We start from the raw sequence: 25,549 nt of genomic DNA, 5'->3' as shown, positions 1-25,549 counted from the left end.
GTCCACGCTCCCCCACGCCCCGTCCGCGCCGCCCCATCCACGCTCCCCGTTCCCCCACCCCTGTCCCCACGCCTCAGCGCCACGCCCCACGCGTCACGCCTCGGGTCCGGGACCGCGTCCACCAGCGGAGCCGGGGACCGGACTCGCCTCGGGTCTCCGGAGCCGGGGTGCGCCCCGGGGCTCCGGAGCCGGGCCCACCCCGAGATCCAGCGCGGAACCCCCCGCTCCCACCTCCGCGCTCGCCGGTTGCCAGGCCCTTTCGCGACTTCCGGAGCGTTTTGCCGGTGTCCACTCCGGCCCCTTGACGGCTCGTTGATGCGACTTCCACGATGTCTCTCATAGCGCAACAGACCGTGGATTACGCAACAGACGGCCCAAAGTCGAGGAGCCTTGCCGTGCCACACGAGGTCCGTGGCGTCGTCGCCGCGAAGAAGGGCGCACCCGTCGAGGTGCAGACGATCGTCGTGCCGGATCCCGGACCGGGAGAGGCACTTGTCTCCGTGGGGGCCTGCGGGGTCTGCCACACCGATCTGCACTACCGGGAGGGCGCGGTCTCCGACGACTTCCCGTTCCTGCTCGGACACGAGGCCGCCGGTACCGTCGAGGCGGTCGGCCCCGACGCCGGCGGGCTGCGGCCCGGCGACTACGTGGTCATCGCCTGGCGCGCACCCTGCGGCACGTGCCGCTCCTGTCTTCGCGGCCGGCCCTGGTACTGCTTCGACTCCCGCAACGCGGCACAGCCCATGACGCTTGTCGACGGCACTCCGCTCAGCACCGCCCTCGGGATCGGCGCGTTCGCGGAGAAGACGCTCGTCGCCGCGGGGCAGGCCGTGAAGGTCGATCCGGCGGCCCGCCCGGAAGCGGCGGGTCTGATCGGCTGCGGCGTCATGGCCGGGTACGGGGCGGCCGTGAACACCGGAGACGTGGGCCGCGGTGACACGGTCGCCGTCATCGGCTGCGGCGGCGTCGGCTGTGCCGCGATCGCCGGGGCCTCGCACGCCGGGGCGCGGCGCGTGATCGCCGTCGACATCGACGACGCGAAACTCGACGGCGCGACCCGGTTCGGGGCGACCCACACGGTCAACTCCCGTGGCACCGAACCCGTCGCGGCGGTCCGCGGCCTCACCGGGGGCTTCGGCGTCGACGTCGCCATCGACGCGGTCGGCGTACCGGAGACCTACAAGCAGGCCTTCTACATGCGCGACCACGCCGGTGTGCTCGTCCAGGTCGGTGTGCCCGACCCGGCGATGTCCGTCGAACTCCCGTTGCTCGACCTGTTCTCGCGCGGCGGCGCCCTCAAGTCGTCCTGGTACGGCGACTGCCTGCCGACCCGGGACTTTCCGCTCCTGGTCGACCAGTACCTCAGCCGCAGGCTCGACCTCGGTGCCTTCGTGACCGAGAAGATCGCGCTCGCCGACGTCGAGGAGGCGTTCGCCCGGATGCGCCGCGGCGAAGTGCTGCGATCGGTGGTGGTCCTGTGACCGGCCACCTGCCCGCCGCCACGGCCGGAACCTCCCCTCGCGTCGTCATCGTCGGGGCGGGCATCGTCGGGTGTTCCCTCGCCGACGAACTGACCGCCCGCGGCTGGACCGATGTCACCGTCCTCGAACAGGGCCCGCTGCCCGCACCGGGCGGCTCCACCTCCCACGCTCCGGGGCTCGTCTTCCAGACCGGTCCGTCGAGGACGCTCAGTGAGTTCGCTGCCTACACCGTGCGGAAATTCGCTTCCCTGTCCGTGGACGGGCTGCCGTGCTTCCACCCGGTCGGCGGCCTGGAACTCGCCACCACCCAGGAACGCTGGGCCGACCTGCACCGCAGGGCGGGGCTCGCCGCGTCCTGGGGCGTCCGGGCCGAACTCGTCGACGCCGTGCGTTGCAAGGAGCTGTGGCCCCTGCTCGACTCCGGTCAGGTCCTCGGCGGTCTGTACACCCCCGACGACGGTCTGGCCCGGGCCGTGCTCGCCTGCCGTGCCCAGCTCGACCGGGCCACCCGTCGCGGCGCCCGGTTCCTCGACCGGCACACGGTCACCGGCATCGAGCGCGCCGAGGACCGCGTCACCGGAGTCGTCACCGACCGCGGAACCTTCCCCGCCGACCACGTCGTGTCGGCGGCGGGCTTCTGGGGGCCTGTGATCGGGCGCATGGCGGGCGTCGACGTACCGCTGCAACCCCTCGCCCACCAGTACGCGCTGACCCGGCCGCTGCCCGAGCTCGCCGGGGCGAACGACCCGCGCACCGAGGCGTCCCGGCCCGTCCTCCGCTTCCAGGACCGCGACCTGTACTTCCGCGAGCACACCGACCGCGTCGGTATCGGCTCCTACGCCCACCGTCCCCTTCCCGTCGACCCGTTCACCGTGCCCTCGTACGACGAGGCCGTCGCCGAGGGCCTTGCCATGCCGTCCTCCTGTCCGTTCACCGAGGAGGACTTCGCGCCCAGCTGGCAGGACTGCTGCGGACTGCTGCCCGCCCTCAAGGAGTCCGCCGTCGAGGAGGGCTTCAACGGCGTCTTCTCCTTCACCCCCGACGGCATGCCGCTGCTCGGTGAAACCCCCGCGCTGCGCGGCTTCTGGCTCGCCGAGGCCGTCTGGGTCACGCACTCCGCGGGTGTGGCCAAGGCGGTCGCCGAGTGGATGGTCGACGGCAGGCCCACCACCGACGTCCACGACTGCGACCCCACCCGCTTCGAGGACGCCCAGCGCTCCCCCGCGTACATCGCCGAACGCGGGGTGAGGCAGTTCGTCGAGGTGTACGACGTCATTCATCCGTTGCAGCCCGTCGCCGAGCCGCGTCCGCTGCGCGTCAGCCCCTTCTACGCCCGCCAGCGCGAGCTGGGCGCGGTGTTCCTGGAGAGCGGCGGCTGGGAACGGCCCCACTGGTACGAGGCCAACGCCGCGCTCACCACCGGCCTGGACGTGCCCCCGCGGGACGAGTGGTCGGGCCGCCACTGGTCGCCCGTCGCCGCCGCCGAGGCGCGGGCCACCCGGGAGCGGGTCGCGCTGTACGACATGACGCCCCTGCGCCGCCTCGAGGTCACCGGCCCCGGCGCCCTGGGGTTCCTTCAGCGCATGACCAGCAACAATCTGCGCAAGAAGCCCGGCTCGGTCACCTACACCCTCCTTCTCGACGAGGCGGGCGGCGTCCGCTCCGACCTGACCGTGGCGCGGCTCGCCCCCGGCCACTTCCAGATCGGCGCCAACTCCCCCGCCGATCTCACCTGGCTACAGTCGCACGCTCCCGACGACGTCCACATCAGGGAGATCACCCAAGGGACATGCTGCGTCGGTGTCTGGGGGCCGCTCGCCCGCGCGCTCGTCCAGCCGCTGACCCGCGACGACTTCTCCCACGAGGCGTTCGGGTACTTCAAGGCACGGCGGACCCACCTCGGCCATGTGCCGGTGACGGCGATGCGTCTGAGCTATGTGGGCGAGCTCGGATGGGAGCTGTACACCAGTGCCGACCTGGGGCTTCGGCTGTGGGACACGCTGTGGGACGCGGGACGGGACCTCGGGGTGATCGCCGCGGGCCGCAGCGCCTTCAACAGCCTGCGCCTGGAGAAGGGATATCGCGCCTGGGGCCAGGACATGACAGCGGAACACGATCCGTACGAGGCGGGCGTCGGATTCGCCGTGCGCATGGACAAGGGCGACTTCGTGGGCCGCGAGGCGCTCGCGCGACGCGGCCCCGCCACCCGGAAGCTCACCGCCCTCCTCCTCGACGACCCCGCCGCCGTCGTCCTCGGCAAGGAGCCGGTGTACGCGAGCGGCGCCGCCACAGCCCCCGGATTCCCGGCGGGATACGTGACCAGCGCCGCGTACGGCTACACCCTGGGCCGCTGTGTCGCGTACGCCTGGCTGCCACCGCTGGCCGCCGGTACGGGCGTCGCCATCGAGTACTTCGGCGAGAAGGTGCCAGCGACCGTCGCCGACGAACCGCTCTTCGACCCGCAGATGACGCGCATCAGGTGCTAGCCCCGCGCCTCGTCGGGCGCCGACCCCGTGCCCCGTCGAGCGCCGGCCCCCCGCCCCATCGAGTGCTGCTCCCGTTGCCCCATCAGGTCCTGGTCCCGTGCCCGAGGAGGCCACAGTGTCCCCCGTAACCCCCACCTACGACGTGATCGTGATCGGCCTGGGCGGCATGGGCAGTGCCGCCGCCCACCATCTGTCCGCGCGCGGGGCCCGCGTCCTCGGCCTGGAGAAGTTCGGGCCCGTGCACCAGCGCGGCTCCAGTCACGGCGGCTCGCGCGTCACCCGGCAGTCGTACTTCGAGGACCCCGCCTACGTACCGCTGCTCCTGCGCGCGTACGAACTCTACGCAAAGCTCGAACAGGACACCGGCCGCGACATCGCCACCCTGTGCGGCGGAGTCATGGTCGGCAGACCGGACGGACGCGTGGTCTCCGGGGCACGCCTCTCGGCAGAGACCTGGGGGCTGCCGCACGAGATGCTCGACGCCCGGGAGATCCGCCGCCGCTTCCCGACGCTCACACCGCGCGACGACGAAGTGGCCCTCTACGAAGAGCGCGCCGGTCTCGTCCGCCCCGAGAACACGGTCGCCGCACACCTCCAGTGCGCCACCCGCCAAGGCGCTGACCTCCACTTCGAGGAGCCGCTCACGCGGTGGGAGCCGTGCGGCGGCGGCGTGCGCGTGCACACCGCCGACGACACCTACACGGCGGGACAGTTGGTGATCTGCCCGGGAGCCTGGGCGCCGGGGCTGCTCGCGGACCTCGGGGTGCCGTTCACCATCGAGCGGCAGATCATGTACTGGTTCCAGCCGAAGGGCGGCGTCGGCCCGTTCCTGCCGGAGCACCATCCGATCTACGTCTGGGAGAACGCGGCAGGCGTCCAGGCCTACGGCTTCCCCTCGATCGACGGCCCCGACCTCGGTGTGAAGGTCGCCTTCTTCAGGAAGGGCGACGTCTGCACTCCGGAGACCATCGACCGCACGGTCCACGCGCACGAGGTCGCGGCGATGGCCGACCACATGTCGCGGCACATACCGCTGCTGCCCGGACGCCTCCTGAAGGCCGCGACCTGCATGTACACAACGACCCCCGACGAGCACTTCGTCATCACGCGCCATCCCGCGCACCCGGAGTCGGTGACGGTGGCCTGCGGGTTCTCCGGGCACGGCTTCAAGTTCGTACCGGTGGTCGGTGAGATCGTGGCCGATCTGGCGCTCGACGGCACCACCGCGCACCCCATCGGCCTGTTCGACCCCGCCCGCATCACCGGCCCGCTCGGCCCCGCGCCCGCCGCGGCGCCCGTTCCAGGAGTACGGACGTGACGACAGAGGTCTCCGCGAGCCTCATCGCGACGCTGCCCGGCCACTACTACACCGACCCCGGCGTCTTCGGACAGGAGCAGGAGCGCCTCTTCGAAGCCCTGTGGTGCTGCGCCGTGCGCGCCGCCGACCTCGACGGGCCCGGCGCGTACCGCACCGTCCAGGTCGGCCGCGAGAGCGTACTGGTCACCCGCGCCAGGGACGGTGCCCTGCGCGCCTTCCTCAACGTGTGCCGCCACCGGGGCGCCCGGCTGTGCACCGAGGAGGCCGGTACGGTCCGGCGCGGCCTCCAGTGCCCGTACCACGCCTGGACGTACGGCCTGGACGGCCGCCTGATCGCGGCGCCGAACCTGACGCGGATGCCGGACGTCGACCGCTCCGCGTACGGGCTGGTCGAGGTCGCGCTGCGGGAGTGGCTCGGCTACGCATGGGTGTGCCTGGCCGACGAACCGCCGTCCTTCGAGGACACGGTGATCGGCGAGGCCGTGGAGCGCCTCGGCGACCCCGCGTCCATCGAGCGCTACCGCACCGAGGACCTCGCCCTCGGCCACCGCGTCCGCTACGACGTGCGGGCCAACTGGAAGCTGATCGTCGAGAACTTCATGGAGTGCTACCACTGCGCGACCATCCACCCCGAACTGACGGAGGTGCTCCCGGAGTTCGCCGAGGGCTTCGCCGCGCAGTACTACGTGGGTCACGGCGCCGCGTTCGGGGACGAGGTCGACGGCTTCACGGTGGACGGCAGCGCGGGCTTCGGCCGGCTCCCGGGGGTCTCCGACGACCAGGACCGCCGCTACTACGCGATCACCGTGAAACCGGCCGTGTTCGTCAACCTCGTACCGGACCACGTGATCCTGCACCGGATGTTCCCGCTGGCGGTCGACCGCACGGTCGTCGAGTGCGACTGGCTGTACGCACCCGACGTCGTCGCGGCCGGGGCCGACGTGTCGAAGTCGGCGGAGCTGTTCCACCGGGTCAACGAGCAGGACTTCGCGGCCTGTGAGCGCACCCAGCCCGCGATGGGCTCACGCGCGTACCGCACCGGCGGGGTCCTGGTGCCGACGGAGCACCACATCGGGATCTTCCACGACTGGCTCGTCCGGCACCTGGCCGCGTGAGCGGCCCCGTCGCGGCTCGCGCGGCCGCCCAGGGACCGCGCCAGCCGCCGCTTCACCCCGCGGCGGCAGGCTTCTTGAACATCCGTGTCGCTGTGATCTCCCCGTGCACCGTCTCCCCGGCCGGCGCCTGCTGCTCCTGCGGCAGGCCCGGCCGCAGGTGCTCCTCGACACTGATGTACTTCAGGCCCGCGCGCAGGTCCGCGTCGTTGCGGAGCCTGATCACCAGCGGGAACTCCGCGAGCGCCGTCGTGTCGAACAGGCCGGTCGTGTACAGGAGCTGCACGCCGAGGGCGTCCGAGACGGCGCGCTGGAGCTCCAGGAGGTACGTCGCGTTGGCGCGGCCGATGGGGTTGTCCAGGAACAGCGTGCCGGCGTGCCGGTGCTTGTCGCGGCCGCGGTCGTTCGAGCGCAGGGCCGCCATCGTGCAGTACAGGGCGATGGCCGCGGTGAGCAGCTGGCCTCCGGAGAACACGTCGCCCATCTGCCCCACCGGCACCCGCTCGGCGCGCAGCACCGCGTCCGGCTTGAGGATCTCCACGGCCACCCCGCGCGGCTCCAGGGCGGCTTGAACGCTTCTGAGCAGCAACGACATGCCGTCCCTTCGGAGGTCGGAGTTCTTCTTGACGGCCGCGCGGGTGGCGTCGTCGATGACCTCGCCGAGGCGCTCGGCGAGCGTCGCCTGGTCCGGCTCCTCGAAGCGGACGCGCAGGAACTCCTGGCCCGACCACTCGCCGAGGCCCTCGGGCAGCCGGGAGAGCCGCTGCGCGGAGCGGAGCGTGGCGAGGGAGGACTCGACAAGGCCGCGCAGCCGGTCGACGATGCTGTCGCGGTTGCGCTCCAGCTGTTCGAGCTCGTCGGTGAGCACGCGCAGGCGGGGTGCGAAGGCGTCGGCCCACTTCTTGGCGTGCTCGGGCAGCGCGGAGGCGGGCAGTTCGCGGATCTGCTGGCGGGCGGGGGTGCGGACCTGCTCGTACCGGGTGGCGTTGGCGTGCCGGACGAGGATGTCCGAGGCCTCGCGGACGGCCGACTCGGCGGTGGACAGGTCGGCGGCGCAGCCGCGCAGGGAGCGGCGGGCCTCGGCGGCGGCCCGGCGGGCCTCCTCCAGGGCACCCGGGTAGGACGCGGGCTGCTTCTCGTCCTCGGCGGCGTCGTGGTGCTCGCGCAGCAGGTCGCGCAGGAGCGCCGCCGTCTCCTCGAAGCCTCCCGCCGCGTCCTCCGTGACGCGGTGGGTGCGCAGGAGCGCGGCGTGCGCCTCCTTGGCCCGGCCGAGGGCCTCGGTGCGCTCGGCGAGTTCGGTCGTCGCGGTACGCAGCAGCACCTGGGCCTGCTCGGCGTCGACGGGCACGAGTTCTTCGGGCAGGTCGGTGTGCGCGTCGCCGTCCTCGGGGGCGAGCCGCTCGGCCTCGCCGCGCAGCCTGCCGAGCTGTTCGCTGGCGTTGGAGGCCCGCGTCTCGATGAGCTGGACCTGGGCCTCCGCGCGGGCCGCCGCGGCCTGCCGTGAGGGTCCGTCGGCGCCGTCGGTGCCTTCGAGGAGCTGGGCCGCGCGGGTGCGCACCTTGTTGCTGAGCCGGTCGAGCTCGGCGAGCGCGGCGCTCTCGTCGCTCTCGGCGCGCGCCTGCTCGGCGCGCAGGTCGGCGCCGACACCGACCTTCTCGTAGAGCTGCGACGCCGCGCGGTAGGCCTCGCGGAGTGCGGGCAGCGACGTCTTGGGGCCTTCCTGGTCCAGGGCGACGTCTTCGGGGGCGCCCGCGATCTCGGCGCGCTCGGCGCGCAGGGCGCGCGCCGTACGGCGGGCGTCGTCGGCTGCGCGCTGGGCGGCGCGCCGGTCCTCGTCCGCGGCGCGGGCCCGGTCGAGGCAGGTCTGGGCGCGGGCCTCCGACTCGGCGGCGTCGTCGGCCAGTTCCCGCAGTTGCGCCCCCCAGCGGGAGCGCTCGCGCAGACGGAAGGCGAGTCCGGCGAGCGCGTCGGCGGCGCGGCGGGCGCGCTGGGCGGCGTCCTGGCGTTCGTCGCGTACGCGGGCGGCGTCGGCGGCGGCCTCGTCGGCCTCGGCGCGCGCGGTGCGAGCCTCGGTCAGTTCGGCCTCCGCCTCCTCGGCAAAGGCACGCGCATCGCGCGCGGCGTCGGCGAGCTCGGCGAGGCGCCCCGCGGGGCACCCTGCCCGCCAGGAGGCGAGCCGCGCGGCCAGCTCCCGGTCCTTGGCGAGGCGCTGGGCCAGGGCGCGGATCTCGTCGTCGCGGCTGGTGGCGCGGGCGCGCAGGGCCCGGCGCTCCTCGTCGGCCGCGTGCTCGTCGTGCATGGCCGGGTTCGGCGGTACGAGGAAGACGGCGCCGTCCTCGGAGGCCTCGCCCGGTGTCGGTGCGAGGAGCGCGGCCGCCGTGCCCACGGCCACGGTCGAACGCGGCAGGAGCGCGGCACCGGCGAGTGCCTCACGCGCGCGGGCGTGCGTGTCCGGGTCGGTGATGACGACGCCGTCGACGAGCTCGGGACGGGCCGCGAGCACGCGCGCGTGGTCCGCGGGGTCGACGGCCTGCGCCAGGTACCGCCAGCCGGGGAGGGCCGGAATGCCCTGCTCGCCGAGGAACTCGACGGTGGCGAGGACGTCGGGGCCCGGCGGCAGCAGGCCACCGTCGCCCAGCGCGGCGAGGATGCGGGAGTCGTCGGCGGCGGCCGTCCGCAGCTCGAACAGCTGCCGTTCGGCGGCGGCCACTCCGTCGTCGAGGAGCGTCTTCAGGTCGTCGGCGCCGCGGTCGAGCTCCGCGGAGGTGAGAGGGGTCTGGCTCGCCGGGCCTACGGCGGCCGAGGCGTACGAGCCGTCCGGGTGGGCGCCTTCGCGCGCGGTGTGCCCGCCCGCGGGGCCCACCGACGCGGGCACGGCCTGCGGCCCGGCGCCGACGCCCGTCCCGGTGCCTCCGGCCGTCCCGGTGCCACTGCCAGTGCCTGCGGCCGTACCGGAGTCCTGCGCGCCGATGCCCGCGAAGCCGCTCCCCGCAGGGCTACCGCCCCGCTCCGCCCCGGCATCCGCGTGGCGGGGCCCCGGCACACCGGCCGCCGTGCTCCGGGCCCCGTACGCGCCCGGCAGGCCGAGGAGTTCGGCGAGCCGCTCCTCGCGTGCGAGGGACTCGGCGGTGCGCTGCTCCGCGTCGTACGCCTGCTCGGCGGCGGTCGCCGCGTCCGCCGCGCGGGCTGCCGTCAGCTCGGCACGGGCCTCGACCCCGGCGGCCTCCTTGGCGTGGTCGGCGGCGCGGCGGGCGGCCTCCCGCGCCTCGTCCCAGGCGGCGACCGCCGACTTCTCGGCGTCGCTCGCGGCGAGGGCGGCGCGGGCCGGGTCGGCGTCGGGCGCGCTGTCGTCGAGCCAGCCCGCGCGGACGGCTTCGTCGGTCTCCTGCTCGACCTCGGCCAGGCGCTGGCGCAGGTGCCCGGACTCGCTGCGGACGCGCTGTGCCTCGGTCGCGGCGGCGGTGGCGTCGCGGTGCGCACTCTCGCCGGACTCCTGGAGCGCGGCGGAGCGCTCCTCCTCCTCGTTGGCCAGGGACTCGGCGCCCTCGGCCGCGGTGTGCAGGGCGTGGACGAGGTCGGCGGCGGCCTTGGCTCGGGCGGCGAGCGCGGGGGCGGCGTCCCGCTCGGCCTCGCGGATCGCGACGGCCACGCGCGCGGAGCGGTCGGCGGCGGCACGGTGGCGCAGGACGGCTTCGGCGGCCTGCCAGGCGGAGTGCAGGGTGCGCGCGTCGGCGAGCTCCCTGCGCTGGGCGGCGGCGGCCTTCTCGGCGACGGTGAGCGCCAGGGAGGCGTGCCGGTAGGCGAGTTCGGCGGCGATCAGCGCGGACCGGCCGCGGGACTGCTCGGCGGCGGTGACCGTGTGGGCGGCCGTTGTGACCTGTTCGGCCAGTTCGGCGGCGCGGCCCCGCTCCTCGACGGCGCGGGCGGAGAGACGGCGGGCCAGGCTGCGGGTGCGGCGCTCGGCGCCCGCGTGCACGTCACGCGCGCGTGCCCGGGTGTCGGCTGCGTCGACGATGCGGCCGAGCAGGTCCACGGAGCCCGCGGTGAAGTCGCGTTCGGCGATCAGCTCGGCGCGGCGGCCCAGCTTGTTGCCGAAGCCGTGCACGAGGTCGGCGAGGCCGTCCGTGTCGCGCGTGTCGGTGACCGCGCGCAGCAGCAGGTCGGTGAAGTCGGAGTCCTTCTTGACGGCGAAGAGGCCGGCGGCCTCGCCCTCGTCGGCGTTCATCTCCCGCTGGTAGCGGAACAGTTCGGGGTCGAGTCCCAGGTCCCCGAGGTGTTCGTTCCAGCGGTCGTGGATCTCCTCCCAGTGCACTTCGAGGTGCGGGTACGCCTTCACGGCGTCCGTCAGGGCGTCCCGGAAGCCCTTCATGGTGCGCCGCCTCCCCTGGGCGCCGGACGCGCCCTCGACGGGTGCCCGCACCGCGGTGGACTCGGCGACCGGCAGCGAGTCCAGGCTCAGGCCGGGGCCCGGCCGGAAGGAGTACCAGGCCTCCGCGAACTTGCGCGGGTCGTTGGAGACCTGCCGTCCGCGCCACTCGCTCACCTTGCCGACGACGACGCACTCGCCCGTCAGCGTGTGCTGCCACTCCAGGGCGACGTGTCCGCAGTCGTCGGCCAGGAGGAACTTGCGCAGCACGCCGGAGCTGGCGCCGCCCAGCGTGTTCCGGTGGCCGGGCAGCATCACGGAGAAGATCAGCTTGAGCAGGACGGACTTGCCGCCGCCGTTCTCCAGGAAGAGCACGCCCGCGGGCGCCGGGCGGCGGGGCGGCCCCACGGGCTCCTCCTCGAAGAACTCCGCCTGCGCGGGCGCGGGGTCGGGCACCACGTCACCGACACCGCGCAGGTCCAGCACGGTGTCGGCGTAGCGCGCACCGGCAGGGCCGATGGAGTAGAGGCGGACCCGGGACAGCTCGTACATGGCGGCGGACTCTCGTCGTAAGTCGTGCGGACTTAGGGGGACTCAGGGGTGGTGCGGGGGTGGTGCGGGGGTGGTGCGGGGTGCTGCTCACTCGGCGGTGCGTGCCGGGTGGTCAGGCGTGCCAGGCGTATCAGGTGCGTCAGGTGCGTCAGGAGTGGAACGGCAGTCCCGCGTCGGCGGCCAGCTCCAGGTCGTCGGTGTCGTCGGGTGGCAGCAGGGTCGCGGAGCCGTCGGTGACGGGGACGACGCCGAGTTCGAGGAGTTCGGCCATGGCGGCGGTGCCCGCCATGTCGCGGACCTGGAGCTGGTATCTCGCCGTGGTGCGGTAGGTGCCTCCGGAGTCGTCGCCGGTGCGCTGGAGGAAGCCGGAGTCGGTGAGGAAGGCGGCGGCCTTGCCGACGATGCCCGTGGTCGAACCGGCGAGCCTGCGCGCGTCCTTGGTGGCCCCCGTGGAGCTGCGGCGGGACCAGATCCGCCAGGCCGACTCGAGCCCCGGCGCGTCCGTCGCGGGGTCGGTGTTCTCGCCCTGCTCCTCGGCGCGCTCCTCCAGGCGGCGGCAGGCCTGCCGTACGAAGGCGTCGACGCCGTTGACCGTGACGCGGCCGATGTAGCCGTCGTCGGCGAGGTCCTCCGGGCGCGGGAAGGCCATGGCGGCGACGGCGAGGTGGGCGAGGCCGTGCAGGAAGCGGTCGGTGGAGTCGGCGGCGGCGCGGCGGGCGTAGTCGCCCATGCGGACGGCGAACACGGAGTCCTCGTCGGCGGTCACCGCCATGCCCGCGCGGGGGGACACCTCCAGGACGACGAGCCCGAGCCCGGTGGCGACGGCGTCGGCGAGCCGGGCGAAGGGCGGGTCCTCGCGGTACCTGCGCAGAAGTTCGCCGTACTCCTGATCGCGCGCGGGCTGGAGCTTGGGCTGGAGCCCGAACGCGACCAGGCGGGCCGCGTCGGCGGCGTCCGCGGGGGTGACGGCGGGGGCGGTGGCTCCGGTGGGCGCTGCCCCCGGTGCCGCGGTGACGTCCGGCTCGCCCCACGCGGCGTGCTCTGCGGGGTGATCGGTCACGGCTGGGACTCCTTGATGCGGTCAGGGTGTCGTACGGGGTGCTGCTGTACGGGGTACTTCCATGCGGGGTGCTGCTGTGCGAGGTGCTTCCGTACGGGGTGCTCCCGTACGGGGTGCTCCCGTACGGGGTGCTCCCGTACGGGGTGCTCCCGTACGGGGTGCTCCCGTACGGGGTGCTCCCGTACGGGGCGCTGCTGTGCGAGGTACTTCCGTACGGGGTGGTCCCCTACGGGGTGCCGCCGTACGAGGGGCCGCCGTACGCGCTGCTGCCGTGGGAGGCGTCCCGCACGTCGTACGACGGGGCGGGCGGCACGGGACGCGGGCGGCGCGGGCATCACGCCGCCTCCGTCCGGTCGGCCGCCATCCCCGCGGCGTCCAGGAGCGCCGTCCCGACGATGAGGTCGGCACCGCCGAACTCCTGGTCGTCCAGTTCGGTGCCGTCGTCCACCGCGAACAGCAGTCGCTGCTCGCCCTGGCGGTAGGCCGTGCCCACCGGCGGGCTCGCGGCGTGGACGGCCAGGAGGGCCACCAGATACGGCAGTTCGGGGTCGCGGCGGCGGGCGTCGGCGAGCAGCCCGGAGAGCCGCCGCGGCGCGTCCGGCGGCAGCGCGAGCAGTTCCATGGCGCTCGCCAGCTGCTCCTCGCTGAAGCGGCTGTCGTCGGGGGTGGCGACGAGGTCGGGCTCGGGCATCTCCGCGCCCAGGTGCTCGCGCTCCTGCGGGGGCGTGAGCAGTATGTCCACGAGGTCGGCGACCCGCACCGAGACCGGTGTGCGCAGGCCCGTCCCGCGGGCGAAGAAGGCGTCCGTCACCCGGGTCGCCTGCTCGGCGGGCAGCGGCAGGAGGGGCGCGACCAGCTGGCCGTACAGATCGAGCCCCGCGCGGGCGGTGGGGGTCGCGAAGGCCTGCCGGTCCTGCTCCGCGCGGAACAGCGGGCCCGCTTCGAGGAGCCGGGACTGCAACTGGGTGTGGCGGCGGATGCAGTCCTTGACGATGTCGACGAGCTCGGCGGCGCGGCGCTTCTGCTCGGGGTCCTCGGACTCGTCGCGCGCCTTGCGGATGTTGGTCAGGATCGCGTTCTCGTGGCGATAGCGGTCGGCCACGTGGTCGAGGGCCTCGGCGATCATGTCGGGGACGGCCTTGAGCCAGTCCACCGCGCGGACGTTGCGCCGGGTGGCGTCCAGGGCCTTGCGGAGCGTCTCCGAATACTGCACCGTGCGGTACCGCGCCTGCTCGGCTGCGAGCTGGGCGTCGGCGAGGCGGCCCCGGCTGATCAGGACCTCCAGTTTGACCTCGGCGGCGATCTGGGCGCTCGTGACGTCCGTGTCGAGGGCGCCCACGAGGACGTTCACCGCCTCGTCGGTGGTGCGCAGACACACTCCGCCGCCGTAGCCCGGCACTTCTTCGATCAGCTTGAAGTCGTAGTCACGCCGTACGTAGGTGCCGTCCGCGCCGAATGTGCCGTACACCGCGCGGAAGCCGCGGTCGACACTGCCCACGTTGATCAGGTTCTCCAGGACCCAGCGGGCGACGCGCTCGTGCTCGGTGGCCGGGCGCCGCGGGGCCTGGGCGGCGACGCGCGGCAGGAGCCTCGCCACGATCTGCTCGTGGTCGGCGCCCGTGTCGAAGTCCATGTTCAGCGTGACGAGGTCGATGGCGGACAGGGCGACCTCCGCCATCGCGTACACCGCATACTCCCCCGCCAGGTTCACCTTGCGGGCGTCGAGGTCGTGCAGTGGGGCCGTGCACGCGAGCGCGCGCAGGCGCCGCGCCAGGCCCTCGTCGGCGGCCGGGCCCGGAGCGGGCCGCGGCCCCGCGCTGAGCTGGGACGGAACGGGGTCCGGTACGGCAGGCGAAGTCACGGTGCACAGACTAGGTCCTCGGTCTGACAACGGTCGAAACGACGCAGATGCCCCGCCCGCCCCGACGCTCCCGCGGCGCCTGTGCCTCAGCCCGCCCCGCCGCCGCTACCGCTCCCCGCCACCCGACCCGCATACGTGTCGACAAGCCCCTTGAGCGAGTCGTCCAGGTACACGGCGAGCAGCCGTTCCGCCTTCGGACCGAGGCCGGACCGCAGGGCCTGAAGGATCTCCTGGTTGCGTACGAGATAGGGCTCGTGGAGGAGGCGCGGGTCGTCCACCACGTGGAAGGCGAGCCGCAGTTCGGCGAAGACGCTGCGCATCAGCTCGTCGGTGCGGGCGCTGCCGGCGAGTGCGACGAGTTCCCGGTGGAAGTGGATGTTGGCCGTGGAGACGCCCTTCCAGTCCTGTCTGCTCGCGGCGGCCCTGCCCTCGGCGACCGCGGCTGCGAGCCCGTCCACGGCGTACGGCGGGCGTCCGAGGCCGTGCACCACGGCGCACTCGACGAGGCGCCGGGTGCGGTAGATGTCCTCGACGTCGTCGACGCTCAGGACCCGCACGAAGACGCCGCGGTTGAGTTCGTGGACGAGCAGCCGCTCATGGGTGAGCAGCCGGAACGCTTCGCGCAGGGTGTTGCGGGAGACCCCGAGCGCACCGCCGATGCTGTCCTCCGAAAGACGGGTGCCGGGCGGGAAGTACCCCTCCGCGATGCGGCTCCGGAGGATGTCCGCGACGCGTTCCGCGGTGCTCGTGCGCCCGAGCAGCGCGCGATCGTCGGCGAGACCGTTCAGTTCAGCCATGGTCAGCAGTCATCCCCTCAACCAAGCCAGGCCCTGAGCCGAACCCGAGCCCCCAGCCGGGCCCGGGCCCTCAGCCATGCCCGGATTCAATCGCAGATACAAGAACGAGACAACATGGGTATTGAGGGATCGTTGAACGATCCTCTACGTTGTCCGGCAGGCGTCGCCCACTCCCCCACCGGGGCCCGCCCTGTGCTCAGATCCCGCAAGCACCCTCCAGCACCGCCGACTCCTCTGTGAGGTGCCCATGAGTACGACCCCACCGCCCTCCGCCGTCGAGGCGGACGACCAGCCGCACGGTGACCGGCCCCCCGACGACGACGGCGCGTTCGGCTGGCTGCGGGCGCTCGGGCCGCGCGGCCGCCGGGCCTTCGCGGGCGCCTTCGGCGGGTACGCCCTCGACTCCTACGACTACTTCACGCTGCCGCTCAGCATGGTCGCGCTGTCCGCCTACTTCGGCCTGAACAGCGGCCAGACCGGCCTCTTCACGACCGTCACCCTGGTGGTCTCGGCGGTGGGCGGCGCCGTCGCGGGCGTCGTGGCGGACCGGATCGGCCGGGTCAAGGCCCTGATGATCACCGTGATCACGTACGCGGTGTTCACCGTCGCCTGCGGCTTCGCGCCCAACTACGAGACGCTGCTCGTCTTCCGCGCCCTCCAGGGCCTCGGTTTCGGCGGCGAGTGGGCGGTCGGCGCGATCCTGGTCGCCGAGTACGCGACCGCCAAGAACCGCGGCCGTACGCTCGGTGCGATCCAGAGCTCCTGGGCCGTGGGCTGGGGCCTCGCGGTGGTCGTCTACACCCTGGTGTTCCAGTTCATGGACGACGACATCGCCTGGCGCGTGATGTTCTTCACCGGTGCACTGCCCGCGCTGCTCGTCATCTACGTACGCCGCCACGTGCACGACGCCCCGGAGGCAGCCGCCGAGCGGGAACGCAGCACGGAGAAGGGCTCGTTCACGGCCATCTTCAAGCCGGACCTGCTGCGCACGACCCTCTTCGCGGTGCTCCTCTCGACCGGCGTCCAGGGCGGCTACTACACGCTGGCCACCTGGGTACCCACCTACCTCAAGGAGGACCGCGGGCTGACCGTGGTCGGCACCGGCGGCTACCTGACGTTCCTCATCACCGGTGCCTTCCTCGGCTATCTGACGGGCGGCTATCTGACGGACAAGCTGGGGCGGAAGCGCAACATCACCCTCTTCGCCTTCCTGTCCGCCGCGTGCATCGCCGCCTACACCAACATCCCGGACGGCGCCAACGGCCTCCTCCTGGTGCTCGGTTTCCCGTTGGGCTTCTGCATGTCGGCGATCTTCAGCGGCTTCGGTTCCTTCCTGAGCGAGCTGTACCCGGCCGCCGTGCGCGGCACCGGGCAGGGCTTCACGTACAACACCGGCCGCGCGGTGGGCGCCGTCTTCCCGACGACCGTAGGCTTCCTCGCGGACAGCTGGGGCGTGGGCGGTGCCCTGATCTTCGGCGCGTTCGGCTACGCACTGGCCGTGATCGCCCTGTTCGGGCTGCCCGAGACACGCGGGAGGGAACTGCTGTGAGCGCCGGGACCACGTACGACGGAGGCACCGGAAGCCCCCGTGACGCCCGCGCGTCGCTGGGCCCGCGGGAGGCGCGCGCCGCCTTCCGCGCGGGCCGCAGCGGCCCGACCACCGGCTGGGCGCCGGGGCACACCCAGGCGAACCTGGTGTCCGTCCCCGCCGACTGGGCGTACGACATGCTCCTGTTCTGCCAGCGCAACCCGAAGCCGTGCCCGGTCCTCGACGTCACCGACGCGGGTTCCTGGACGACGCCGCTGGCTCCGGACGCCGATCTGCGCACGGATCTGCCGCGCTACCGCGTGTGGGCGGACGGTGAGCTCGCCGACGAGCCGACCGACGTCCTCGCGCACTGGCGCGAGGACCTGGTGTCGTTCCTCATCGGTTGCAGCTTCACCTTCGAGTGGGCCCTCTCGGCGGCCGGTGTGCCGCTGCGCCACGTCGAGCAGGGCCGCAACGTCGCCATGTACGTCACCGACCGCCAGTGCCGGGCCGCCGGGCGCCTCAGCGGGCCCATGGTGGTGTCCATGCGCCCGGTGCCGCCCGGGGACCTCGCCGCGGCGATCCGGGAGACCTCGCTGCTGCCCGCGGTGCACGGCGCCCCGGTCCACTGCGGCGACCCGGCGGGCCTCGGCATCGCCGACCTGGCGGAGCCGGACTTCGGCGATCCGGTGACCGCCGAGCCCGGCGACATCCCGGTGTTCTGGGCGTGCGGGGTGACTCCGCAGGCGGCCGTCATGGCGTCGCGGCCACCGTTCGCGATCACGCACGCGCCGGGCCAGATGTTCCTCACCGACGCCCGCGACGAGCAGTACCGCGTCGCCTGAACCGGGCGGCGAGCAGCAGCACCGCGTCGCCCGGACCGGCGGCGGACAATTCATGGAGAACCCCATGGAACCCCATGGAGCACCCCATCCACAGGAGCGATACGTTCATGACCTGGGCCTCGATCGACCTCAACGCCGACCTGGGCGAGGGCTTCGGGCGCTGGCGGCTCACCGACGACGAGGAGCTGCTCTCCGTCGTCACCAGCGCCAATGTGGCCTGCGGCTTCCACGCGGGCGACGCGGCGACGATGCGGCGCGTGTGCGCGCAGGCGGCGGAGCGCGGGGTACGGATCGGCGCCCAGGTCTCGTACCGCGACCTGGCGGGCTTCGGCCGGCGCGCGATGGACGTGCCGGCCGCCGAACTCGCCGCCGAGGTGGCCTACCAGATCGGTGCCCTGGAGGTGTTCGCGCGGGCGGCCGGCGCGGCGGTGGCGTACGTGAAGCCGCACGGCGCGCTGTACAACCGCGTGGTCCACGACGGGGAGCAGGCGGCCGCCGTCGTGGAGGGGGTGCGGCTCGCCGGGGCGGGGCTGCCCGTGCTCGGGCTGCCCGGGTCGCGGCTCCTGGAGGCAGCGGCCGAGGCCGGGCTCCCGGTGGTGACGGAGGCGTTCGCGGACCGGGCGTACACCGACGGGGGAACGCTGGTGCCGCGCGGCACCGAAGGCGCCGTGGTCACGGCGGCGGACACGGTCGTCGAACGGTCCCTCGGGCTCGCGACATCCGGCACGGTCCTCGCGCACAGCGGGCGGCGGATCTCCGTCCGGGCGCGTTCGCTGTGCCTGCACGGCGACACGCCGGGGGCGGTGGAACTCGCCCGCCAGGTCCGGTCGGGCCTGGAGGCGGCGGGCGTACGGGTGGAGGCCTTCGCGTGAGGGTCCTGCCCATGGGTGAGCGGGCTCTGCTCGTCGAGGTGGCCGACGGCACCGCCGCGGCGGCCCTGCACGCCGAGCTGCTGCGGCGCCGCGCCGCGGGGGACCTCCAGGTGCGCGAGATCGTGCCCGCCGCGCGCACGGTGCTCCTCGACGGCCTCCCCGGCCACGACGAGGTGCGTCGGCTGGCCGCCCGCCTGCCCTCCTGGGAGATCCCGCCGCTGACCGCGCGCGCGGAGGACGTCCTGGCGCTCCCCGTGCGCTACGACGGCCCCGACCTGGCCGATGTGGCGGCGCTGTGGGGTGTGCCGGTGCCGGAGGTGGCCCGGATCCACTCGGCGGCCGAGTTCCGCGTCGCCTTCTGCGGGTTCGCCCCGGGGTTCGGCTATCTGACCGGCCTCGCAGGCGTGCCGGAGGTGCCGCGCCGGGCGACTCCGCGTACGGCGGTGCCCGCGGGCTCCGTCGGCCTCGCCGGGCCCTACACCGGCGTGTACCCGCGCGCCTCGCCCGGCGGCTGGCAGCTGATCGGCACCACGGAGGCCGTGCTGTGGGACCACGCGCGCGTACCGGCCGCGCTGCTCACGCCGGGCACACGGGTCCGCTTCGTCCCGGAGGCCCGATGACCGACCGGGCCTTCGCGGTCGTACGTGCCGGTGCGCTGACCACCGTGCAGGACGGAGGGCGGCCAGGACACGCCCACCTCGGGGTGCCGCGCTCGGGCGCCCTCGACCGTCCCGCCGCCGCACTGGTGAACCGCCTCGTCGGCAATCCGCCCGGCGCCGCGGCCCTGGAGACCACCCTCGACGGCTGTGCGCTGCGCCCCCGTTGCGCGGTCACCGTCGCCGTGGGCGGGGCGCCCTGCGCGGTGACGGTGGACGGGTGCGCGGCGGCCTGGGGCACGGCCGTGCGGGTACCCGCGGGCGCGCTCCTGGAGGTGGGGCCCGCCGTCTACGGAGTACGCAGTTACCTCGCCCTCAGCGGTGGCGTGGCCGTCGAGGCGGTCCTCGGAAGTCGCGCCACCGACCTGCTCTCCGGGCTCGGTCCGCCGCCGCTCGCGGACGGCGCGGTCCTGCCGCTGGGTGTCGCACCCCTCGGCCACGCGCGCGTGGACACCGTTCCGCAGCCCGGGCCCCCGCGCGAGCTGATCCTCCGTACGACGCCGGGGCCGCGCGCCGACTGGTTCACCACCGCGGCACTGCGCACGCTCCTCACGCGCCCGTACCGCGTGTCGTCCGCCAGCAACCGCATCGGCCTGCGCACCGAGGGTCCTCCGCTGGAACGCGCCACGACCGGTGAACTGCCCAGCGAGGGCATGGTCCTCGGCGCCGTCCAGGTCCCCCCGGACGGGCACCCCGTGGTCTTCCTGGCCGACCACCCGACCACGGGCGGCTACCCGGTGGTGGGCGTCGTCGGGGAAGCGGACCTCACGACCGCGGCACAGGCGGTGCCGGGGACCGTGGTGCGGTTCGTGGGGGCGGGGCTCTGGGCGGGGGCGTGACCGGACGGGACATTCCGGACGGAACTCGAAGGCTCGGCCGGTTCGGCCGTTTCGATCGGTTCGACCGGTCCGACGGTTTCGACCGGTCGGACCGGTCCGACCGGTTCGACCGGTCCGGCAGATGCGAACGGTTCGCGCACCGCCGCCGCGGCGACCCCGCCGAACCGGGGAACGGCCGCCGCGGGGACCGGGCCTCCGGGCCCGGCCTCCACCTCGTGCGCGGTCAGGAACGCCCCCACGGCCGCATCCCAGCCGAAGCACTCCGCACGCGCGCGTGCCCTCGCCCGCCGGGCGGGTTCCGGGCGTTCGAGGACCGCCCGTACCGCGTGGGCGAAGGTACGGGGCGTGTCGGCGGCCGCCGCGCCTGCGCCGCCCACGATCTCGGGCAGCGCGGACGACGCGCTGGCCACCACCGGTGTCCCGCACGCGAGGGCTTCGAGTGCCGCGAGTCCGAAGGTCTCGCAGGGCCCCGGCGCCAGGCACACGTCGGCCGTGGCCTGGAGGGCGCCGAGCACGGCGCGGTCGGCGACGTGGCCGAGGAACGTCACGGGCAGGCGCCGCTCACGTGCCCGCTGTTCGAGCCGGGCCCGCAGCGGCCCGTCGCCCGCGACGACGAGCACCGCCGGTACCCCGCGCCCGCGCAGCGCCTCCAGCGTGTCGAGCGCCGTACCGGGCCGCTTCTCCACGGAGAGCCGTGAACACAGGAGGAGCAGCACGTCGTCCACGCGCGCGTAGCGTGCGCGTGTCCACGGGTCCCGCAGGCCCGGGTGCCGGTCGGCCAGATCCACTCCCAGTGGGGCGCGTACGACATTGCCCGCGCCGACGCGTACGAACTCGCGCTCCGCCCAGGCCGTCGTGCACACCACGCGCGCGTAGGCGTGCGCGGAACGGGAGTTGAGCGCGTCGGCGGCACGGCGGGCCAGGCGCGGCGGCAGCCCCCAGGTCCGCATGACCGCGTCCGCCGCCTCGTGGGAGACCATCACGGCGGGGACCCGCGCGCGGCGCGCCCACTCCCCCGTCCAGCGCAGGGTGGTGCGGTCGGACACTTCGAGACGGTCGGGGGCGAGGCGCTCCAGGAGCCGTGTCACCCGGCGCCGGTCGGCGAGGACGCGGTAGCCGCCCGTGCCGGGGAGCACGGTTCCCGGCAGCGTGATGACGCGCCCCTGCTCGGTGTCGGCGACCCCGGCCCGCTCCCCGGGTACGACGAGCACCGGCTCGTGCCCGGCGGCCAGGTAGCCGCGCCCCAGCTCCCGCAGCGCGGTGCGGAGTCCGCCCGAGGAGGGCGTGACGAAGTTCGCGAGACGCACGATCCGCAAGGGGCCCGTGTTCCGCACGGGGCGAAAGGGGTTTGCGTTCCGCACGGGCCGGAGGGAGTCTGCGTTCCGCACGGGCCGGACGGAACCTGTGTTCCGCACGGGCTGTGCCGGCCGCGCGGGTACGGGCGGTACGGTCCGCATCGGCGCGTCCGAGCGGTTCGTACGAAGGCCTGTGCCGCTGGTGGGAGCCATGCCCGTGCCGGGGGCCATGCCCGTGCCGGGGGCCATGCCCGTGCCGGGGGCCATGCCCGTGCCGGGGGCCATGCCCGTGCCGGGGGACACACCCACGTCGGGATCCGGACCCACGTCGGGATCCGGACCGGCACCGAACCCCCCACCGGCACCAGCGCCAAGAACCCCGTCCATACCGCCACCCCCGCTCATGCCGCCACCGCCGTCCGCCCGGCGAGCACGTCCTCGTAGTGCCCGATCAGCTGATCCCCCACGGCGTCCCAGGTCCGCGTCCGGACGGCTTCCCGGCCCGCGGCGCCGTACGCGGCCCGCAGGCGGGGGTCGGCGGCCATGGACCAGACGGCGTCGCGTACGGCGTCGGCGTCGCCGGGTGCGACAAGGCTGCCGGTGCGGCCGGGGACCACCAGGTCGAGCGGGCCGCCGACCGCGGGCGCGATCACGGGCACGCCGCTGGCCATGGCTTCCTGCACGGTCTGGCAGAAGGTCTCCAGGGGCCCGGTGTGCACGAAGACGTCGAGCGAGGCGAAGATGCGGGCGAGTTCGTCGCCGGTGCGGCGCCCGAGCAGCGTCGCCTCCGGCAGCGCCGTACGCAGGGCACCCGCGCTCGGCCCGTCGCCGACGACCACGACGCGTACGCCGTCGAGGCCGCACACCCCGGCCAGGAGCTCGATGTGCTTCTCGGGGGCGAGGCGGCCGACGTAGCCCACGATGAGTTCGCCGTCGGGGGCCAGTGCGCGCCGCAGTGCCGGGTCCCGTGCCTCGGGCCTGAAGCGTCCCGTGTCCACGCCGCGCGGCCACAGCCGTACCCGCGGCACACCGTGGGCGACCAGGTCGGTGAGGGCCGCGGTGGACGGGGCGAGCGTGCGGTCCGCGGCGGCGTGCACCGCGCGGATGCGCCGCCAGGCGGCGGCCTCGCCCATGCCCATGTACGTGCGCGCGTAGCCGCCGATGTCGGTCTGGTAGACAGCGACCGTGGGGATGCCCTTGCGCGCGGCGGCGGCCATTCCGCGTACGCCGAGGACGAACGGGCTGGCGAGATGGACGAGGTCGGCCCGGTGCGCACTCAGCGCCGAGGCCAGGCGGCGGCTCGGCAGCGCGACCCTGACCTGCGGGTATCCGGGGAGGGGCAGGGAGGGGACGCGGACGACGGGGCATGGGGAGAGGAGGTCCGCGTCGGCTGCGGCGGCCGTGGCCGGGGCGAGAACGAGGGGTTCGTGGCCGCGGGCGACGAGCTGGCGCGCGGTCTGTAGGGCGCAGTGCGACACGCCGTTGATGTCCGGCGGGAAGGATTCGGTGACGATGGCGACACGCATACGGGTGTTGTCGTCAGGCGGGGCGTGCCCACGTCAACGTGGATCTTTCCGGACGAGGAACGTCCCATGAGCGTTCCGCTCCGCGAGGCCCGCCCCCCGGCCGAACAGGCCCACGCCGGCGGACCTGGCCGCCCCCGGCCGAAGAGGCCCACCCCGGGTGGACCCTCGCTGCCCCCGGCCGAAACGGCCACCCCAGGCGAACCCCGCCACCCCGACCGACGCCGCCACACCCCGAACGGGCCCTCGGGGCCACCCCCGCGGCGCGGCGCGAAAACCCATCACCCGCGCCGCGGAAGACGTACTCACACAGCCGGCGCGTCCGGACCGATCCGGCCCCGCACCGCCGACTGCACGTCGTCCTCCTCCGCGGGATCCGCGGCGAGCCGCCGCAGGCGGTTGACGACGCGGGCGTCACCGGTCTCGGCGTGCCGGGCGGCGACCTCGCGGGTGGACTCCTCGCAGTCCCACAGGCACTCGACGGCGAATCCCGCGGCGAACGAGGGATCGGTCGCGGCCAGCGCCCGGGCGGCACGGCCCCTGAGATGGGAGGAGGCGGTCTCGCGGTAGATGTGGCGCAGGACGGGCGCCGCGCAGCCGATGCCGAGGCGGCCCGTGCCGTCGACGAGCGGCCACAGGGTGGGTGCGTCGGGGCCCTCGCCGCGCACTTCCTCCCGCAGCGCGGCCAGTACGAACCTGTTGTCCTGGGCGCCGCCGCGGCAGGCGAGCAGGCGTCCGGCGGCGGCGCCGAGCGCGTCGGGGCGCCCCGCCCACTGCCGGGCCCGCTCGACGGCGGCGCCGGACCGCATCCGCTCGAACGTCTCGGCCGCGATGTCGGCGACGACCCGCGAGGGGCTCTGCGCCGCCTCTTCGATGAGGTCGAGCACGTCGGGGTCGTGCACGTCGGCCAGGTAGCGCAAGGCCGTGCCGCGCGCCCCGTCCGTGCCGTACCGCGCCGCCTCCAGTATGTCGGCGCGGTCGTCGGGCCCCGCGACGGCGGAAAGGCAGCGGGCGGCCGGTACGTGCAGTGCGGCACCGCGCTCAAGGCCCTCCTGTGCCCAGGCGAGCACGGCCTTGACGCTCCAGCCGGGGCGTGGCCCCGAGGGGGCGAGCTGCCGCTGCCAGCGGTCGAAGGAGCCCCGTTCGGCGGCGGCGCGCACGCGGTCGCCGACCCCGGGGCGCGGATCCTCCGCCCACAGGCGCCAGGGCCTTGGTTCGAAGGCGTCGCGGACGGCGACGGCGAGCTCGGCCTCGCCCTCGGCGTCGGTGGGGAATCTGGCGAGCACGGGTCGCGCGAGGGCGCGCAGCCCGGCGTCGTCGTCGCGCAGGGCCAGCTCGTCGAGCGCCCAGGCCCAGTTCGCGCCGTGCTCGGCGTACCTGCGCAGCAGGTGCAGCGCGTCCGCCCTGTCGTACGAGGCGAGGTGGCCGAGCACGGACAAGGCGAGCCCCGTGCGGGTGTCGTCGGGGTCGTGCGCGTCGTCGGGGTCGAAGAGATGGCGCTCGATGGCGCCGAGCTCGCCGTTCAGGTCGAGATAGAGCCGCGCGTAGTACAGGGAGCGGTTCTCCACCTGCCAGTCGTGCCGCGGATCGTGCAGCACGCAGTGGTCGAGGGCGGAGAGCGCCTCCGTCCGCGGTGCGGTGAGCGCGTGCAGCGTGCCGTCGCCGCGGCCCCGCTGCAACAGGCCGAGCAGCGTACCGCTGGGCGCTATGACCGGTTCGAACATGGGAAACAGCCTCACATCAAGCGTCGACGCAACCGGGGAATCCGCACTACCTGGCCGTGCGCCAACACGTCGGGCCGCCCGCCGTCTCCTGCTTGCTGTAGACCATCTTCCTCTGCCTCTCGTCGGTGACCCGGGAGGGTCCCGGACGGGGGGTCCGGGGCCGGGCCGCTCACGGTCCGCGCGCTGCGGCAACACCTGCCCCGACGTCGCGTCCGTGAATCACGTCGTCATGATGACCCAGCGGTTCAGCCCGCCGCGACCACATTTCCGGCGCCCCCGTCCCGCCGGGTCGCGTACCGGGCTCAGCCGGCCCCGAACAGCGCGAGCAGCTCCGCCTTGCCGAACATGCGTGCGGTGTCGATCGCGGACGGCGTTCCGGCGGCCGGGTCGGCGCCGCCGTCGAGGAGCGCGCGGACGACGTCGTCGGCGCCCTTGAAGACGGCGCCCGCGAGCGGCGTCTGCCCCTTGTCGTTGGCGCGGTCGGCGTCCGCGCCCCGCTCCACCAGGGCCCGTACCGCTTCCGCGTGACCGTGGTAGGCGGCCAGCATCAGGAGCGTGTCGCCGTTGTCGTTGGTGAGGTTCACGGGCACACCCGCGTCCACGTAGCCGACGAGTGCGTCGGTGTCGCCGGTGCGCGCCAGATCGAAGATCCTGCCCGCCAGCTCCACGACCTCGGGGTCGAGGGCCTCGCTCATGGTGGTGACCGCCTTTCGCGCTCGGTGTGACTCGTCCGACGGATCCCCCCGGCCGCGTGGGCTGCTCCTGCCGTGCAGCCGTACGAGTGAATCGACAGGGTACTGCCCGTCGCGGCACATGGCAGACCGAGCGCACGGCAAAGATCGGCGGGGGACGGACACCGGCACCGACGCCACCCGTACGCGCACGGTCGGCCCACTAGGCCATGCCATTCGAGTGAAATATAGGAAATTTACCTCAATTGCAGCCTTTATCGTATGGATACATGCTGTGAGCCTGGAAGAACTCATGGTGACTGTCCCCCTCGATCAGGAGAACTCTCATGGTCCTGTCCATTTCCGGTGTCGTCCTCCTCGGCATCATCGTCTTCCTCTTCTTCCGCAAGGACGGACTCAAGGCGTCCCACGCCCTGGTCTGCGCCCTCTTCGGCTTCTTCCTGGCCGGTACCGCCATCGCGCCGAGCATCAAGGCGGGCAGCGCGAGCCTCGCCAGCCTGCTCGGCGGCATCAAGTTCTGACGGCCCCGCCCCGCACCCCCA

Annotated in this window: 18 protein-coding genes and 1 pseudogene; 10 read left to right on the top strand and 9 right to left on the bottom strand. The window is 74.0% G+C overall.

Features of this window, described 5'->3' with window-relative positions; genetic code table 11:
* Positions 1–395: 395 nt before the first annotated feature.
* The 4 genes from ACH4DX_RS30605 to ACH4DX_RS30590 all read left to right on the top strand — a co-directional run bounded on the left by ACH4DX_RS30605 (position 396) and on the right by ACH4DX_RS30590 (position 6,400).
* Positions 396–1,481 (top strand): S-(hydroxymethyl)mycothiol dehydrogenase, encoded by a 1,086-nt coding sequence (locus tag ACH4DX_RS30605; RefSeq protein ID WP_398157487.1) that lies wholly within the window; start codon positions 396–398, stop codon positions 1,479–1,481.
* Positions 1,478–3,967, top strand: a complete 2,490-nt coding sequence (locus ACH4DX_RS30600; protein WP_398157486.1) for an FAD-dependent oxidoreductase — start codon at positions 1,478–1,480, stop codon at positions 3,965–3,967. The genes ACH4DX_RS30605 and ACH4DX_RS30600 overlap by 4 nt, the downstream gene beginning before the upstream one ends.
* A 115-nt stretch (positions 3,968–4,082) precedes the next feature.
* Positions 4,083–5,285 (top strand): N-methyl-L-tryptophan oxidase, encoded by a 1,203-nt coding sequence (gene solA, locus ACH4DX_RS30595; RefSeq protein ID WP_398157485.1) that lies wholly within the window; start codon positions 4,083–4,085, stop codon positions 5,283–5,285.
* Positions 5,282–6,400: an aromatic ring-hydroxylating dioxygenase subunit alpha gene (locus tag ACH4DX_RS30590; RefSeq protein ID WP_398157484.1), complete on the top strand. Its 1,119-nt coding sequence runs from the start codon at positions 5,282–5,284 to the stop codon at positions 6,398–6,400. The genes solA and ACH4DX_RS30590 overlap by 4 nt, the downstream gene beginning before the upstream one ends.
* A gap of 52 nt (positions 6,401–6,452) precedes the next feature.
* On the opposite strand, the gene ACH4DX_RS30585 is transcribed toward ACH4DX_RS30590, so the two are convergent.
* From ACH4DX_RS30585 to ACH4DX_RS30565, 5 genes are all read right to left on the bottom strand, one after another.
* Positions 6,453–11,315 carry a hypothetical protein gene (locus ACH4DX_RS30585; RefSeq protein WP_398157483.1) on the bottom strand — a complete coding sequence of 1,621 codons (4,863 nt, stop codon included), beginning with the start codon at positions 11,313–11,315 and terminating at the stop codon, positions 6,453–6,455.
* 148 nt (positions 11,316–11,463) lie between these two features.
* Positions 11,464–12,375 (bottom strand): hypothetical protein, encoded by a 912-nt coding sequence (locus ACH4DX_RS30580; RefSeq protein WP_398121868.1) that lies wholly within the window; start codon positions 12,373–12,375, stop codon positions 11,464–11,466.
* Positions 12,372–12,710: a hypothetical protein gene (locus ACH4DX_RS30575; protein WP_398157482.1), complete on the bottom strand. Its 339-nt coding sequence runs from the start codon at positions 12,708–12,710 to the stop codon at positions 12,372–12,374. Before ACH4DX_RS30575 ends, ACH4DX_RS30580 begins: the two co-directional genes overlap by 4 nt.
* Positions 12,710–14,236 (bottom strand): hypothetical protein, encoded by a 1,527-nt coding sequence (locus ACH4DX_RS30570; RefSeq protein WP_398157481.1) that lies wholly within the window; start codon positions 14,234–14,236, stop codon positions 12,710–12,712. Before ACH4DX_RS30570 ends, ACH4DX_RS30575 begins: the two co-directional genes overlap by 1 nt.
* Positions 14,237–14,322: 86 nt before the next feature.
* Positions 14,323–15,033: a GntR family transcriptional regulator gene (locus ACH4DX_RS30565; RefSeq protein WP_398121865.1), complete on the bottom strand. Its 711-nt coding sequence runs from the start codon at positions 15,031–15,033 to the stop codon at positions 14,323–14,325.
* A gap of 247 nt (positions 15,034–15,280) precedes the next feature.
* On the opposite strand from ACH4DX_RS30565, the gene ACH4DX_RS30560 reads away from it, so the two are divergent.
* The 5 genes from ACH4DX_RS30560 (at position 15,281) to ACH4DX_RS30540 (ending at position 19,773) form a co-directional block, all read left to right on the top strand.
* The gene (locus tag ACH4DX_RS30560; protein WP_398121864.1) at positions 15,281–16,582 is read left to right on the top strand and encodes an MFS transporter; all 1,302 of its coding nucleotides are present in this window, start codon (positions 15,281–15,283) and stop codon (positions 16,580–16,582) included.
* A gap of 56 nt (positions 16,583–16,638) precedes the next feature.
* Positions 16,639–17,406, top strand: a complete 768-nt coding sequence (locus tag ACH4DX_RS30555) for a putative hydro-lyase (RefSeq protein ID WP_398157518.1) — start codon at positions 16,639–16,641, stop codon at positions 17,404–17,406.
* A gap of 107 nt (positions 17,407–17,513) precedes the next feature.
* Positions 17,514–18,278 carry a LamB/YcsF family protein gene (locus ACH4DX_RS30550; RefSeq protein WP_398157480.1) on the top strand — a complete coding sequence of 255 codons (765 nt, stop codon included), beginning with the start codon at positions 17,514–17,516 and terminating at the stop codon, positions 18,276–18,278.
* Positions 18,275–18,898 (top strand): allophanate hydrolase subunit 1, encoded by a 624-nt coding sequence (locus ACH4DX_RS30545; RefSeq protein WP_398157479.1) that lies wholly within the window; start codon positions 18,275–18,277, stop codon positions 18,896–18,898. Before ACH4DX_RS30550 ends, ACH4DX_RS30545 begins: the two co-directional genes overlap by 4 nt.
* Complete coding sequence (locus ACH4DX_RS30540; protein ID WP_398157478.1) at positions 18,895–19,773, top strand: biotin-dependent carboxyltransferase family protein; 879 nt, start codon at positions 18,895–18,897, stop codon at positions 19,771–19,773. Before ACH4DX_RS30545 ends, ACH4DX_RS30540 begins: the two co-directional genes overlap by 4 nt.
* A gap of 194 nt (positions 19,774–19,967) precedes the next feature.
* Here the strand turns inward: ACH4DX_RS30540 and ACH4DX_RS30535 are convergent.
* The 4 genes and pseudogenes from ACH4DX_RS30535 to ACH4DX_RS30520 all read right to left on the bottom strand — a co-directional run.
* Positions 19,968–21,230: pseudogene (locus ACH4DX_RS30535) on the bottom strand (glycosyltransferase); the annotation flags it as partial.
* 239 nt (positions 21,231–21,469) lie between these two features.
* Entirely contained in the window at positions 21,470–22,594 is a 1,125-nt protein-coding gene (locus ACH4DX_RS30530; protein WP_398157477.1) for a glycosyltransferase family 4 protein, read from the bottom strand.
* A 302-nt stretch (positions 22,595–22,896) separates the two neighbouring features.
* Positions 22,897–24,315 carry a HEAT repeat domain-containing protein gene (locus ACH4DX_RS30525; RefSeq protein WP_398157476.1) on the bottom strand — a complete coding sequence of 473 codons (1,419 nt, stop codon included), beginning with the start codon at positions 24,313–24,315 and terminating at the stop codon, positions 22,897–22,899.
* Between the two features lie 302 nt (positions 24,316–24,617).
* Complete coding sequence (locus ACH4DX_RS30520) at positions 24,618–25,010, bottom strand: ankyrin repeat domain-containing protein (protein ID WP_398121857.1); 393 nt, start codon at positions 25,008–25,010, stop codon at positions 24,618–24,620.
* A 323-nt stretch (positions 25,011–25,333) separates the two neighbouring features.
* Here ACH4DX_RS30520 and ACH4DX_RS30515 point away from each other — a divergent pair, with 323 nt between their 5' ends.
* The gene (locus ACH4DX_RS30515; RefSeq protein ID WP_030560547.1) at positions 25,334–25,528 is read left to right on the top strand and encodes a hypothetical protein; all 195 of its coding nucleotides are present in this window, start codon (positions 25,334–25,336) and stop codon (positions 25,526–25,528) included.
* Positions 25,529–25,549: the final 21 nt, after the last annotated feature.

Source organism: Streptomyces sp. NPDC017940 (assembly GCF_044328435.1).
In the GTDB taxonomy this organism is placed as follows: domain Bacteria; phylum Actinomycetota; class Actinomycetes; order Streptomycetales; family Streptomycetaceae; genus Streptomyces.
The sequence above is the reverse complement of the archived record's forward strand: the minus strand, read 5'-3'. Positions and strand labels throughout refer to the sequence as shown.